General features: G+C 70.8%; 10 protein-coding genes. 2 read left to right on the top strand and 8 right to left on the bottom strand.

All coding sequences use genetic code 11. From position 1 onward, the window contains the following. Positions 1–87 precede the first annotated feature (87 nt). Positions 88–1,266 carry a phytanoyl-CoA dioxygenase family protein gene (locus ACIP6U_RS03160; RefSeq protein WP_401712086.1) on the bottom strand — a complete coding sequence of 393 codons (1,179 nt, stop codon included), beginning with the start codon at positions 1,264–1,266 and terminating at the stop codon, positions 88–90. A 108-nt stretch (positions 1,267–1,374) separates the two neighbouring features. Here ACIP6U_RS03160 and ACIP6U_RS03155 point away from each other — a divergent pair, with 108 nt between their 5' ends. Continuing rightward, positions 1,375–2,421, top strand: coding sequence for a LacI family DNA-binding transcriptional regulator (locus ACIP6U_RS03155; RefSeq protein WP_401712083.1), 1,047 nt, complete (start codon positions 1,375–1,377; stop codon positions 2,419–2,421). An 81-nt stretch (positions 2,422–2,502) separates the two neighbouring features. Here ACIP6U_RS03155 and ACIP6U_RS03150 read toward each other — a convergent pair whose 3' ends face one another. The 7 genes from ACIP6U_RS03150 to ACIP6U_RS03120 all read right to left on the bottom strand — a co-directional run bounded on the left by ACIP6U_RS03150 (position 2,503) and on the right by ACIP6U_RS03120 (position 13,035). Next, positions 2,503–4,344 (bottom strand): phospholipase C, encoded by a 1,842-nt coding sequence (locus ACIP6U_RS03150; RefSeq protein WP_401712080.1) that lies wholly within the window; start codon positions 4,342–4,344, stop codon positions 2,503–2,505. A 175-nt stretch (positions 4,345–4,519) separates the two neighbouring features. Further along, on the bottom strand, positions 4,520–5,773 hold the full coding sequence (gene efeB / locus ACIP6U_RS03145) for an iron uptake transporter deferrochelatase/peroxidase subunit (protein WP_401712077.1): 1,254 nt from the start codon (positions 5,771–5,773) through the stop codon (positions 4,520–4,522). A gap of 23 nt (positions 5,774–5,796) precedes the next feature. After that, on the bottom strand, positions 5,797–6,993 hold the full coding sequence (locus ACIP6U_RS03140) for an EfeM/EfeO family lipoprotein (RefSeq protein WP_401712905.1): 1,197 nt from the start codon (positions 6,991–6,993) through the stop codon (positions 5,797–5,799). A 164-nt stretch (positions 6,994–7,157) separates the two neighbouring features. Further along, positions 7,158–9,269 carry a nitrate- and nitrite sensing domain-containing protein gene (locus ACIP6U_RS03135; protein WP_401712073.1) on the bottom strand — a complete coding sequence of 704 codons (2,112 nt, stop codon included), beginning with the start codon at positions 9,267–9,269 and terminating at the stop codon, positions 7,158–7,160. 193 nt (positions 9,270–9,462) lie between these two features. Further along, a complete protein-coding gene (locus ACIP6U_RS03130; protein WP_401712070.1) occupies positions 9,463–11,433 on the bottom strand; it encodes a protein kinase in 1,971 nt (656 codons plus the stop codon). A 149-nt stretch (positions 11,434–11,582) separates the two neighbouring features. Further along, positions 11,583–12,773 (bottom strand): SPFH domain-containing protein, encoded by a 1,191-nt coding sequence (locus tag ACIP6U_RS03125; protein WP_401712067.1) that lies wholly within the window; start codon positions 12,771–12,773, stop codon positions 11,583–11,585. A gap of 10 nt (positions 12,774–12,783) precedes the next feature. Further along, a complete protein-coding gene (locus ACIP6U_RS03120; protein WP_401712064.1) occupies positions 12,784–13,035 on the bottom strand; it encodes a hypothetical protein in 252 nt (83 codons plus the stop codon). Between the two features lie 277 nt (positions 13,036–13,312). On the opposite strand from ACIP6U_RS03120, the gene ACIP6U_RS03115 reads away from it, so the two are divergent. Continuing rightward, complete coding sequence (locus ACIP6U_RS03115; protein ID WP_401712061.1) at positions 13,313–14,506, top strand: cytochrome P450; 1,194 nt, start codon at positions 13,313–13,315, stop codon at positions 14,504–14,506. Positions 14,507–14,562 lie beyond the last annotated feature (56 nt).

The following is a 14,562-nucleotide window of genomic DNA, read 5'->3' as shown; positions in this document are numbered from 1 at the left end:
GGCCACAGGCGCGGTGGGGACGAAACCACGGTCGTCCCCACCGCACCTACGCATGCGCCGCCGAGGTACGGCTCGCTCCCGGTCGCCTCAGCCCTGTCGGCGCTTGGCCGCGGACTGCAACTCCGCGCGCAGTCGTTCGGGGTCCCAGTCCTCGGCCACGGCCTGCCACAGGACGTCCGCCTGGGCGGGCGGGGCGAGGCCCTCGACCGGCGGATCGAGGTCGAGGTTGGTGGGGAACGGGTAGCCCTCGGCGGTCGCCGCGACCACCCGGCGCAGCCAGTCGGCCGAGACGCCCTCGGACTTGCGGCGCAGCAGCACCGGGAAGAGCGCGCCTGCCATCGACTCGCGGTCCACGGTCTCCATCGCGCGGCCGAAGGCCGAGGAGATCTGCAACAGGTTGGCCATGCGCCTGATGTCCGTCGAGCGGTTGGTGCCCGCCGCGTGGAAGAGCGCCGGGTTGAAGAGGACGGCGTCGCCCTTCTCCAGCGGGAGTTGGACGTGGTGGTCCTCGAAGTAGTCGACGAAACGCGGGAGTCGCCAGGCGAGATAGCCGGGCTCGAACTTCTGCGAGTGCGGCAGGTACAGCGTCGGGCCGGACTCCACGGGCATGTCGCAGTGGGCCACCGCGCCCTGGAGGGTGAGCACCGGTGAGAGGCGGTGGACGTGCGCCGGGTAGGCCGCGGCGCGCTCCTGGGAGAGGAAGCCGAGGTGGTAGTCCCGGTGCACGTTCTGCGCCTTGCCGCCCGGGTTGACCACGTTGACCTGTGAGGTGACCTGGTAGGCCGGGCCGAGCCAGGCCTCGGCGATCAGCTCCAGTACGTCGTTGGCGTAGTAGTCGGCGAACACCTCGGGTGCCCGCAGCGCCACCTTGTCCAGCGCGTTCCAGACCCGGTCGTTGGCGCCGGGCGCGGCGAAGTGGTCACCGCGGGCCCGGCCGCTCGCGCGCTCCTCCTCGATCAGCGCCCGGAAGGCCTCCGACGTCCGGTCCACGACACCCGCGTCCGGGAAGGCGTCCTTGAGGACCACGATGCCGGGTCCGTCCAGCAGGGCCCGGACCAATTCGCCCTGCACGGCCCGGCGGCCCTCCGGCGAGGCCGTCAGGGAGCGGAGCCGATCGCTGTCGTAGAGCGGGACGTCTCGCTCGATCCGCTCGGCCGAGGGATGGTCGGCGGGGTCGGTGCCCTGCTCCACGAGCGAGCGGAACGCGTCGAGATCGCAGTCCGCCTCCGTCAGCCAAGTGCGCGTCCCTGAGGTTGTGGGAGACATCCGGATCCTTTCGTCGTCGGTGCCTTTCTGTCAGTCTTGAGAGGTTGAACCCATCATTCAATGCCTACGACTACATCAAGAATGCATCATCGGTCTGGGGGATCACTCATGCGTCACCCGTACCCGATCAGGGAAATCGCCCGTCAGGCCGGACTGAGTACGGCCACGGTCGACCGCGTCCTCAATCAGCGGGGCAACGTCACGGAGAGCACCATCAGGGAGGTGCAGGAAGCCATCAAGGACCTGGACCGCCAGCAGAGCCAGGTCCGGCTCGGGGGCCGCAGCTTCATGATGGACATCGTGATGCAGACCCCGGAGCGGTTCTCCACCGCGGTACGGGACGCCCTGGAGGCCGAGTTGCCCTCCCTGCATCCCGCGCTCGTGCGGTCGCGCTTCCACTTCCGCGAGACCTGCGCGCCGGGGGACCTCATCGCGACCCTCGACAAGATCGCGAAGCGCGGAACCCAGGGCGTGATCCTCAAGGCCCCCGACGAGCCGGAGATCTCCGCCGCGGTCGGCCGGCTGGTCACGGCCGGCATCCCCGTCGTCACCCTGGTGACCGACCTGCCCCACAGCGCCCGCCTGGCGTACGTCGGCATCGACAACCGCGCGGCCGGCGCCACCGCCGCGTACCTCCTGGGCCAGTGGCTCGGCAAGCGGCCCGGCAACGTGCTCACCACCATCAGCCGCGGCTCCTTCCGCGGTGAGGAGGAGCGCGAGATGGGCTTCCGCAGCGCGATGCGGCTCGCCGATCCCAGGCGAGCCCTGGTGGAGGTGACCGACAGCGACGGCCTGGACGCCACCCAGCACGATCTCGTCCTGGCGGCGCTCAAGCGGGACGACGACATCATCGCGGTCTACTCCGCGGGCGGCGGCAACCTCGCCACCCTCGACGCCTTCGACGCGCTCGGCCGGGAGTGCGCGGTCTTCATCGCCCACGACCTCGACCACGACAACACCCGTCTGCTGCGCGAACGTCGGCTGTCCGCGGTCCTCCACCACGACCTGCGCCAGGACATGCGCCGCGCCTGCCAGATCATCATGCGCGCCCACAAGGCACTCCCCGACGACGGCCCGTCACTGCCCTCGGCGATCCAGGTGGTCACACCGTTCAACATGCCGCCGGACGCGCCCTCGGTACCGGTCGTCGACTGAGCGGCTGTATGCCTGATCGGCTGAAGCCCCCGCTCCGAAGTCGGCGCGGGGGCCCGGGAGTTGATCCGTGTGCCGGTGGTCTCAGGCCGTCGTGCCCTGCCTGCGGCGCAGGGTGAGGTACGTGCCTGTCGCGCCGGCCGCCAGCAGGCCGCCCACGCCGAGGCCGACCGGGACGGCGGGGAAGCCCGAAGCGTTCGTGGACACCGCGGTGTTCTGGAAGGCCGGGCCCGGGGTGATGCTCGTGGAGACCGGGGCGACGTGGTGGATGGGCCGGATCGACTTGACCGAGCCGTTCGAATTCAGCAGCACCTGCTTGCCGTTGGGGTGCCGGAAGTCGAACATGCCGGTCAGGGAGCCCGCCGTGGCGTCGAAGGAGTGGTCGCCGATGCGGCCGGTGTGCCAGTTGTCCTCGACGAAGCGGATGATCGACGCCTGGTCGGTGAGGGTGTGGTCGACCTTGTTCACCTTGCTGTACGGGGAGACGATCAGCAGCGGCTGCCGGGTGCCCGGGCCGCAGCGGTCCGCGTAACCGCCGGACGCCTTGGGCGCCTTCTGGCAGGCGGGGCTGTCGGTGGCCTTGCCGTTGGAGCCGACCGAGGTGTCTTTGGAGCCGTTGCGCGGGGTGATCGTGGCGTGGTCGTACCAGCCGTCGGAGTCGTCGTAGGCGATGACGATCGCGGTCGAACTCCACTGCGGCGAGCTCTGGATGGCGTTGATCTCGTTGACCAGGAAGTGCTGTTCGTCGGTCGGGTCGGAGTAGCCCGCGTGGCCGTCCTGGTACTCGCCGGCCTTCAGGAAGCTGACCGACGGGAGCTTGCCCGCCTTGACGGCGGCGGAGAAGTCGGTCAGGTCGTAGTTGTGGTTGGCCTGACCGCTGTGACCGATCTCGTCGACGCTCTTCGGCGGCAAGTGGTGCGGATTCGACGTCGACTTGTAGTACTCGAACGGGTTGTGGTGCGGGCTGTAGTCCAGCGCGGAGGCGCCGCCGATGTTGGCGTGCGCGGTGTCGCACTTGGCGTAGTCGCCCTGCTTGCCGTCCCAGCCGGTGGACGGACGGAAGCCGCCCTGGAACCAACCCCAGCTGACCTTCTTGGAGTTGAGCAGGTCACCGATGTTCTTGCCCTGCATCGACGCGAGCGCGCTGGTGCCGGTGTGGTCCTTGTCGGAGCAGTCGTCGTAGGCCGGGTCCGGGTCGTTGATGACCGTGCCGACACCCTTGGCGTTCGGCGACTGCACCGCGTACGAGTCGGGCGTCGTCGTCTGCTTCGGGTGCTCGGTGCCGGAGGCCGCGTCCGTGGAGATCACGCCGTGCGTCTGGCCGGAGACCAGGTTGAGCGCGCCGGGCGTGGAGGGGCCGTAGACCGAGCTGTACGACGTGTCGTTGAGGGCGTACTGCTGGGCGTAGTTCCACAGGCCGGTGACGGTGTTGCCGTCGTAGTAGTCCATCACCAGGCCGGGCTCGCCGAAGAGCCCGCCGCTGCACTTGTCGACCTCGGTGTTCTGCACGTACTGGTCGGCCTTGCCACCGTCGGCCGCGTACTGCTCGGGCCCGTAGGAGTGGTTCTGGTCGCAGGTCAGGGCCTGCGCCGGGGTGAGCCGCTCGGGCAGGTACTGGTTCGGGTTCTTCTTCAACAGCCCGGCGTGCGCGAGGGTGTTGATGTTCTTGGGGGTCTTCTTCGACGCCGTGAACTTGGTGCCGTCGGTGTTCGCGGCCTTCGGGTACGTCGCGAAGTAGTGGTCGAAGGAGATGTTCTCGTCGAACAGCACGACCACGTGCTTGATCGGCGTCGCCGTCGACGAGGTGCTGTGGTGGCCGGCGGGCGCCGCCGCCCAGACCGGCGTACTGCTGCCCAGGACGGTGAGTGCCGCGGCGCCGGTTAGCGCCCCCAGGCTTCGGATCGCTGCTCTTCCCCTGCTGCTCATGGTCGTTCACCCTCCGGGCGGATCGCTGGTGCGCCGTACGATCCGGGATGCTCCGCCTGCCGGGCGGCTCTTCGACGGAAGGCCGGTGGCGGGTGGATGAACACCGGGTCAGGGAAGCCAGGCCAAAGATTGACCCGGTATTGACCCATAAGGCGGGGGAGTTGTCCGGACAGGTTCAGGCGAGCAGGTCGCGCCCGTACCAGTCGGTCGTGTCCCGTACGCCGGGCAGGGCGAAGAAGTAGCCGCCGCCGAAGGGGGAGATGTAGTCGGTGAGGGGTTCACCGGCCAAGCGGTGCTGCACGGTCTCGAACTGGCGCACCGGGTCCTGCTGGTAGCAGGAGAACAGCAGGCCCATGTCGAGGTTGCCGTTGCCGTCCACGCCCAGGTCGTAGTTGTAGGCGCGGCGCAGGATCCGCTGCTCGGCGGTCGCGGTGGTACGGGGGTTGGCGAGCCGTATGTGCGCGTCGAGGGGGATGACGGCGCCCTGGGGGTCGTCGGCGTACCGGGGCGTGTCCAACTCGGCCCGGCCGTCGAGGGGAGCGCCCGTGTCGCGGGCGCGGCCGAACATCCGCTCCTGCTCGCTGATCGAGACACGGTCCCAGAACTCCACCAGCATGCGGATCAGCCGGACCACCTGGTAGCTGCCGCCGACCGCCCAGTCCGGCTCGTCCGTGCCCTTGCCCACCCACACCAACCGGTTCATCTCGCGAGCGCTTTCGGTGTCCGGGTTGGCCGTGCCGTCCTTGAAACCCAGGAGGTTGCGCGGGGTGCCGGAGGGGCGAGGCGGGCTGGTGAAGCCGTCCATGCGCCAGCGCACCTGCATGCCGCCCCGCGTGTGCCGGGCGATGTCGCGCAGGGCATGCAGCACGGTGTCGGTGTCGTCGGCATGCAGTTGGAGGCTCAGATCGCCGTGACACCACTCGGACTTGAGGTCGTCGTCGGGGAAGACCGGCATGGCAGTCAGACGGCGGGGCTTCGCCTTCCCGAGCCCGAACCGGTCGTCGAAGAGCGAGGCACCCACCCCGACGGTCACCGCCAGTGCACCGGACGGGAGTTGGGCACCCAGGATCCCGGAGTCGGCGGGCGGGCCGGTGACGCCGACCGGGTCGGGAGTGCCGCCCGCGGTCAACAGGCGGGCCCGGTCGGTGAGCGTGCGCAGCAGGTCGGCCAGTTCGGTGCGGTTCTCGGCGGTCACGTCGAAGGAGGTGAACACGGTGCACCGGCGCGGCTTCGCGATCGCGGACTGCTGGTGGGCGCCGTGGAAGGGGGCGATGGCGCCTGTGTCCCCACCAGTGCCAGTGTCGGGGGTGGTCGCGGCCGTCGATGAGGCCGCGCCGCCGGCGGCCAGTCCGGCACCCGCGAGGGCCGCGCCGCGCAGGAACCGACGTCGACCCACTCCGCCGGCCTGCTCGCCCGTCCTGTCGCCCATGTCCTCGTCCGTACTCACACCACTCACACCGTCCTCCGCGGGTCGAACAGGGTCGCCACCGACGCCAGCCGTTCCACCAGGTCGCCGAAGACCGCGTCGACGTCCTCTCGCTGCGTACGGCTCAATCGGTCCAGCGGAGTCCACGCGCCGCTCCGACGGAAGCCGTCGAGCGTGTCCTGGGCACGGTCCAACTGCCGTTCCAGCGCGGGCAGGTCGGCGTACCGAGTGGCGAGGAGCGGATGCAGTCGGGAGAGCACCTCGCGCGTGCCGTCCAGGTTGGCGCGGGCGGTGGCGAGGTTGCTGCCGCTGCCGTAGTCGGTCCGGCCGGTCAGCTCGAACTGCACGGTGTTCTCCAGGATCTCGTGCGCCCGCAGCCCCAACTGGGCGGGATCCATCCGGGTCCGCGCCCAGCTGTCGCGCAGCGCGGTCACCGCCTTGACGAGGGCGCTCGCCGGAGCCTTCAGAGCAGCGGCCGACCGACCGTGCCACAGCCCGTACTCGACGCGGTGGAAGCCGGCAAAGTCCTTGTCCCGCACCCCGTCGGGCAACCCCGCGTCGGTGCCGTTGATCTCCCCGTCCGCGTCACCGAACGCGTCGTACGCCGCCCCCAGCCGCTCGTACTCCAGGTGCGCCGGCAGCCAGGCCGTCCGGGCGCCCGCGAGATCGCCCCGGTCGATCGCGTCCCGCATCCCGGTCGTCAGCCGGACGACCTCGCTCAGACCGCCGCCGATCCACTTCTGGTAGGCGAGGGCGGGCGGGATCAGGTCGTGCTCGGTGACCGGCGCCGCCGCCGGACCGCTGTGTCCCGTACTGAGGCGGATGGTCGGCCCGGTGACCGCGTCGGCGTCGTCCGGCACGCACTTGAAGGCGTACGCGCCCTTGCCGAGGCGGACGGTCAGCGCACGGGTGGTGCCGGGGCCGATGTCCTCCACCTCGCCGTACACGGCCTTGCTCACGGGGTTCTCCAGGTACGCCTCGGCGGCGTCGGAGGAGGTGTTGTGCAGGTCGAAGACCTGGACGCCGGACGCCGGTTCGGTCCAGCCGCGACCGCAGTGACCGGCGGACACCTCGACGGTGGTGTGCCGCAGTCCGTCGTCCGCCGCACGCGCCTGATGCGGCTCGCGCCGGGCGACCAGGACGCCGGTCAGCGCGAGGACGACGACGAGGGCGAGCGCACCGGTCAGCCGGAGCGGAGACGCCTTGAGGCCGGAGAACGGCACCCGGACCTCCGAGGGTCGTACGTACGTGATCACCTCATGCTAGGAAGCGGATCGCGTCCGAACGGGCGTCCAAAGGAATCCATGACCAAGAGTTCCCGCCCGGTTCACTCGGCTCTCACGGGCTCTCACGGGCTCTCACCGGCGCTTGCGGCCTCCCCGGTCGCTCACTTCCGGTGCGTCGAGGGTTCGTCCCAGGACTCGAAGCCGGGGAGCGTGCCGGCGGGGACGGCCAGGGACAGGGTGGTGGAGTCGGCGTCGACCGCGGGCTCGGGTGCTCCATGGATGATCGTTCGGGGCAGCATGACCAGCGCGGTCGTGCCGGTCCCGGCCGCGGACGGGCGCAGCTGGGCGCGGATGCCGTGCCGGTCGGCGAGCCGGCCGACCACGAACAGACCCATGCGCTGGGAGATCGACACGCCCACGGTGGGCGGATTGGCCAGCCCGTGGTTGAGGTCCGCCAGCTCCGCCGGGGGCAGACCGATGCCCTCGTCGTGGATCTCGACCATGGTCATGCCGTCCGGGAGCCCGGCCGCGGTGACGCGGACCTTCGACTGCGGGGAGGAGAAGATCGTCGCGTTCTCCATCAACTCGGCGAGCAGATGCACGAGGTCGGTCACCGCGGGGCCGTTGATCTCGGTCTCCGGGACACCCGACACCTCGATCCGCTCGTACTGCTCGACCTCCGCGGTCGCCGCCCGGATGACGTCGACCAGCGGGAGGGGATGGTCCCACTGCTGGGTGGGTTCCTCGCCGCCCAGCACGAGGAGGTTCTCGCCGTTGCGGCGCACCCGGGTGGCGACATGGTCCAGCTTGAAGAGGCTGGCCAGCTGGTCCGGGTCGGCCTCCTTGCCCTCCAGGTCGGTGATCAGGGCCAGTTGACGCTCGATCAGGGAGTGGTTGCGGCGGGCCAGGTTGGTGAAGATCGTGTTGAAGTTGCCCCGGACGATGGCCTGTTGGGCGCCGATCCGGACGGCCTCGCGGTGGACGTGGTCGAAGGCGCGGGCGACCTCGCCGATCTCGTCCCGGGTGGTGATGGGTATGGGCTCGACCTGCCGGTCGACGCTCTCGGGGACGCTGCGGGTGAGCCGGTCGAGGGTGGCCGGCAGCCGCTGCTCGGCGATCTCGTGGGCCGCCGCGCTGAGTTGGCGCATGCTCCGGCTCATCGACCGGGCCATCCAGGAGGCGAGGAGGAGGGCCACCAGGATCGACACGAGCACGAGTACGGCGTTGGTGATCGCCTCGCTCCGCGCGTCGTCGGCGATGTCGTGCGCGTCGGCCAGGGCGGTGTCGGTGAGGTTGACCTCGATGCCGCGGTAGGCGTCGAAACCGAGGGTGGAGGCGGCGAAGAAGGAGTCGGGCGTGATGCCCTGCGCGGCCAGTTCCGAAGCCGACCTGCCCGACCCGATCGCGCTGTTCATCTGCGCCAGGGTCGGCGGTGCGACGAAGGTCTCCCCGGCCGCCTTGGCCTGCGCGGCGGCCTGGGCGGTCTGCGCCTTCCCACGCTCCTCGGCGGCGGCCAGAGCCTCGCGCAGCCGGGTCATGTCGTCGGCGGTGCCGGCACCGGCGTACTCCTGTAGCGCGACCTGTTCCAGATAGACGTACGAGCTGAACGAGCCGAGCTGGGCCTGGAGTTCGCCCGGGGCGAGGGTGCTGCGGTCCTCCACGAGGAGGTGGACGCCGATGGAGCGGATCAGGGACTCGGCGGCCTGGGTCAGGGAGATGGCGTAGAGGGTGCGGCCGAAGCTGGCCTGGTTGCTGCTGCCGAAGCCCAGTTCGTTGGAGATCTCCATGAGGGGATGCTGGAGGGCGTGGTAACTCTCCTCCGCGCGCACGCCCTTGAGCTGGGAGGTGAAGGCCTGCGCACGCACGGTCGGGAGCAACTGCTCACCGGCACGCACCAGTTGGACCCGGCGGAGCAACCCCGGGGTCTTCGGCATCCGGGCCACCGCCCGGTCGAACGCCACCGCGTCCGCGTCGGTGATCCGGCGGGCCTGTGCGACCGTGCTCGACGTCCTGTCGCCGTTCAGCAGGGGAGCGACCGAGACGTCCCGCTCGTTGATCGCGTCGCTCGCGTACCGGTTCGCCGCCTGGACCAGCTCCGCCACCCGGACGGCGTCGTCGGCCGCCTGCCAGGTGTTCACCGAGTTCCGCACCCGCAGGCCGCCCAGTACGAGGGCGACCAGGACCGGGACGAGGAGGATGGCGTGCAGTTTGCGTGCCACGCGCCAGTTGCGGACGGAGAGCCGTCGACGGGCGGGGCGTGAGGTCGTGGGCAAGGTGGTCCTATCGGGTGCAGGATCGCCGGTGCGAGAGGTGCGAGAGGTGCGAGAGGTGCGAGAGGTGCGAGAGGTGCGGTCGGTGCGAGTCGATGCGGGACGGTGCTGTGTGACGCACGAGCCTGAGCGATTTCTAGCACCGGGGGATCGTTTTTGATTGCGCTTTCTACGAAATGGAGTGCACGGCATCCGTTCAGGACCAGGTCCAGACCTGGTTGACGCTGCCCGCGCAGGCCCAGCCCTGGACCGGTTGGCCGTCCCTCCCGGAGGAGCCGGCCGCCGCGTCCAGACAGGAGCCGCCCGTCGCGGTGACGAGCGTGTGGCCGCTGCCGAGCCGCCACCTCTGCGCACTCTGTCCGTCGCACGTCCTGGCCCGCACCGTCTGCCCGTTGCTGCCGATCGTGCCGGCGTCGGCGTCCAGACACACATGCGCGCCCCGATTCACGACGATGTACGTGGCGGCCTGACCGGGCACGCGATACAGCGCCCACCTCTGAGTGGCCGAACCCGTGCATCCCCACACCTGGACACTCCCTCCGCGGACGTCCAGACACCGGGCGACATCAACGGCGTTGACGCTCTCGATGACCGTCACGGCACCGCTCCTGACGGGCCCGCGCGCCCCGGCGTACAGCAGCTTCTTGGTCCGCGCACCGACCTTCCCGTCGGCGACGAGACCCGCCTCGCGCTGGAAGGCCCGGACCGCGGCGACCGTCGACGGGCCGAACCGCCCGTCGACCGTGACGTACAGCCCGTAGCCGTTGAGGAGGGTCTGGAGGGTCTTGACGCAGCCGCCCCGGCCGCCCGACACGATCTCGGCGAGACACGCGGCGGCGCGGATGTCCCGCGACCCGGACTTCTGGGACGGCGACACGCTCGGTGACGTGTCCGTCGTCCGGTCGGCCTTCCGGTCCGTGGCCGAAGGACCGGTCGTGGGCGCGCTCGGTGAACCGGCGGGCGGCGCGGCCGGGATGTCCGTCGCCGCCGACGACGGGTCCGGCCCGAGGTCGGCCTCCACCGACGGGCTCCCGCCTTGCTGGAGCAGCGCCACGGCGGTGCCTCCGGCGACGAGGACGGCCGCCGCGGCGGCGCCCACGATCAGCTTGCGGCGCTTTCCGGGTGTGACGGGGGGCTTAGGTGCCGCGACGGCCTCAGGTACGGAAGGCGCGACCGGCGGAGGCGCGGACGCGAAGGCGGCGGCGGGCTGTCTCTCCCGCACTTGCGGCCGCTTCGGCGCGGTTCGGGGCGGTCTGCCGTCCGGAGCGGGTAATTGATGGCCGATGGCGGTCCTGAACACCATCTCCGGTGACGGTCGCCGATCCGGGTCCTTGTCGAGGCAGGTACGGATGAACGCGGCCAACTCCGTGTCGACGGCCGCGACTTCGGCGAGGACCTTCTCCCGCGGCTCCTCGAAAGCCACCCGGTGCAGGATGTCCACGCCCGAACCGTCACCGAAGGGCGCCTTCCCGGTGACCGCGAACGTGAGCGCGGAGGCCAGCGAGAAGACGTCCGCGGCGGCGGTCACCTCCTGGCCCCTGACCTGCTCCGGAGACATGAAGGCGGGGGTGCCCACGTTCTGGCCGGTGGCGGTGATGGTGGTGCCGTCGGTGGCCTGGACGACACCGAAGTCGATGACCCGGGCACCGTCGGCCGCCAGGATCACGTTGGACGGCTTGAGGTCACGGTGGACGATGCCGGCCCGCCAGATCGCCTCGACCGCACGGCCCAGGTCGGCGAAGAGCCGCCAGGCCGCCGCCGCGTCGATCGGCCCGCGCGCCTCGATGGCCTCCGCGAGCGTGGGTCCGGGCACGAACTCGGTGGCGACCCAGACGAGGTCCTCGTCGACGCCGCTGCCCAACAGCCGCACGATGTGCGCCCCTTGGACGAGGCCGAGGGAGCCGACCTCACGCTCGAAACGCTTCCGGAACAGCGGGTCCTCGGCGTACTCGGGCCGGATCACCTTGACGGCGACCGGGCCGCCGCCGCCCTCGGTGTTTCGGCCCAGGTAGACCCGGCCCATGCCGCCGCTGCCGAGCACGGACACCAGGTGATAGGGGCCGACCCGCCGGGGATCGTTCCTCCGCAGCGGGATCACGGGCGGCGGCTCCATGCCGGCCGCCGCGTAGGCCAACTTCTCCGACCGGCTGCGGTCTTGGTCTGGCATGGGGTTCCTGGTCTCTCGCGTGACGCGTGGGACGGCGAGAGTAGCGCAGAAAATGGGTATCAACTGCACTTATGATAAGGGTCAGTTGATGGGTCCCCGGTGTCGGTCCGCACCGATGCCGGGGACCCGGGACCCTACGAGAACCGCGCCTACTCGGCGTCGCGCGGCCGGTCCTCCTTGGTGCCGTCGCCGTCCGTCTCCGGCGTGCGCAGGTAACCCTGAAGCTCCAGCAGGCCGTTGGCGGGGCGGCCGTCGGAGTTCTGGCCGTTGAGGTTCTGGCGGACCGAGTCCAGGATCGTCAGGCCCTGGGCGACCAGACCGGCCGCGATCTCGCCGAGGCCGTCCGCGCCGTTGAGGACGTTGACGTTGGCGCCGGCCAGGCCGCCCGCGGCCTCCTTCACGATCTGCGGAAGCTGGTCGATCAGCATCCGGTCGAGCGCGACCCGGTCGTACGAGGAGGCCGCCTCGGCCTGGATCTTCATGCGCTCCGCCTCGGCGATGGCGAGCAGCTTGATCCGCTGGGCCTCCGCCTCCGCGGGCTTGACGATCTCGGCCACCAGCTGCTGCTGACGCAACTGGGCCTGGCGCTGGGCAAGTTCGGTCTGCGCGGCCAGCACCTCCTGCTGAGCGTGCGCCTGCGCCAGCGGACCGGCCTGCGCGGCCTGCGCCTGCGCCCGGTCCACCTCGGCGGAGTACTCCGCCTTGACGATCGCGGTCTGCCGGGCGTACTCGGCCTGGTTGCGCGCCGCGACCTGCTCCGCCTCGACCGAGGCCTGCGTGGCCTGGGCCTGCGCGATCTGTGCCTGGCGCTGAATGGCGGCCTTGTGCGGCGCGGACATCGCGTCGATGTACCCGGTGGCGCCGTCGTCGATCGACTGGATCTGGAGCGAGTCGACGATGAGCCCGATCTTCGCCATCTCGACCTTCGAGGTGTCCAGGACCTCCGCGGCGAGCTTCTGCCGCTCGGTGACGATCTCCTCGACCGTCATCGAGCCGATGATGGACCGCAGGTGACCGGCGAAGATCCGGCCCGTCAGCACCGACATCTGGTCCTGGTCGGACAGGAAGCGCTGGCCCGCGTTGATGATGCTCTCGGTGTCGTTGCCGACCTTGAACGCGATCACGGCGCGTACGTGCAGCGCGATGCCCTGCCGGGTCACACAGGTCTCGGTGACCTCGGCCTCGCACATCGACAGTGTGAGGAAGCGAGTCTTGCGGAAGACCGGGAGCACGAACTTTCCGTGCCCCGTGACCACCCGGAACGGCGCGCCCCCCAGACCCCGTCGCCCGCCCGAGATCAACATCGCCTCGTCGGGGGCGGGAACGCGGTAACCGAACATGTTGTACTCCTCAACCTGCGCCGTCGGCGTCGCCGTCCAGCGCGTCCAGTGGATCGACCCACTCGATGACATCGACCCCGCGACAGCCGCGGGACTCGACCACGAGCACGGTGGCCCCCTTCGGAAGGGGCTGGGAGGACCAGGCGAGGAAGGTCTCGGAGCCGCCCCTGACCCGCACGAGGATCTCGCCGGGCCCCGCGGCTCCGCGCGTGGGGAGGAGCAGTTCCCCGGTACAGCCGATCACGGCCTCGTCCTGCTGCATCGACGGCGGCCTCCCCTCGTTCTGGCCCTTGACCTCCGACGATAGTCCTCTCCGGGCCGGTGGCCTACGCTCCGGTAGGTTCAGCCGTCGTGTACGCCCGCCACCTGCCTCGACAGGGGCTGGCGGCGGTCTCCTGAGCGGGCTGTGGCTTACTGGATCCATGCGCGACCACAACGAGGCCCGTCCGACGACTTCCGCGATGTCACCGGCCGTGCCACCGGCGAATCCTGCGATGTCACCGGCCGTGCCACCGACGGCTTCCGCGACGCCCTCGGCCGTGCCACCGACGACTCCCGCCACCCCGCCGGCCGGTTTTCCGCTCGGCTCCGCCACCACCATCGCCGAGCTGGAGCGCGACCCGCACCCACGTCTCGCGCTGCTGCGGGAGCACGAACCGGTCTCCTGGATACCGGAGTTGGGCGGCTGGACGGTGACCCGCCGGGACCTGGCGATGCGCGTGATGCGTGACCCGGTCGCCTTCACCGTGGACGACCCCCGCTTCTCCACCGCCCAGGTCGTCGGACCGAGCATGCTCTCGCTCGACGGCCCCGCGCACAAACGGCACCGCGAGCCCTTCACCGACCCCTTCCGGGTCCGGGACGTGCACGCCCGCTTCAACGAGTTCGTCGAGCGGGAGAGCGCCCGGCTCGTCGACGCGATCAGGCCCCGGGGCAGCGCGGAACTGCGCCGGGAGGCGGCCGGACCGCTCGCCGTCGCCGTCGTCGCCGAGTCCCTCGGCCTGCTCGGCGCGGACCCCAAAGAGGTCCTGACCTGGTACGACGCCATGGTGGGCGCGGTCTCCGACCTCACCGTGGGCGAGCCCGCCGACCCCGCGGCCGGGGCCGCCTTCGCCCAGCTGGAGGCCAGCGTCGAGGCCACGGTCGCCGCCCGCAACGAGGGCTCCGTACTGGTCGAGGCGGCCCGCGACGGGCGCCTGGAGCTGCCCGAGGTGGCCTCCAACGCGGCGGTGCTCATGTTCGGCGGGATCGAGACCACCGAGGGCATGATCACCAACGCCGTGCTGCACCTGCTGCGCGACCCGGCCCAACTCGCCCTCGTGCGCGCCGATCCCGAACTGATCGACGCGGCCGTGGAGGAGTCGCTGCGCCTCGAACCCGCGGCGGCCGTGGTGGACCGCTACGCCACCGCCGACGTCGAACTCGCCGGCGCCCGCATCCGCCGCGGCGACCTCGTCAGCGTCTCGATCGCCGGCGCCAACCGGGACCCGGCCGTCTTCACCGACCCCGACCGCTTCGACCTGCGGCGCGACAACGCCCGCCTCCAACTCGCCTTCGCCCACGGACCGCACTTCTGCCTCGGCGCGCATCTGGCCCGCCTGGAGACCAGGGTCTGCCTGCGCCACCTCCTGGACCGCCTGCCCGACCTGCACCTGGACCCCTCGGCGCCGGCCGAGGCGCGCGGCCTGGTCTTCCGCAAGCCGCAGGAGCTGCGGGTGCGCTGGACGGCGTAGGAAGGCGAGGGACGAGGCGGCTCGCGGATCACCCGTGACCGACGGAACGCGCGCGG

This window comes from Streptomyces sp. NPDC088794, assembly GCF_044750545.1.
GTDB lineage: Bacteria > Actinomycetota > Actinomycetes > Streptomycetales > Streptomycetaceae > Streptomyces.
Note: the sequence above shows the minus strand (reverse complement) of the source record. Positions and strands in the feature narration are given on the sequence as shown.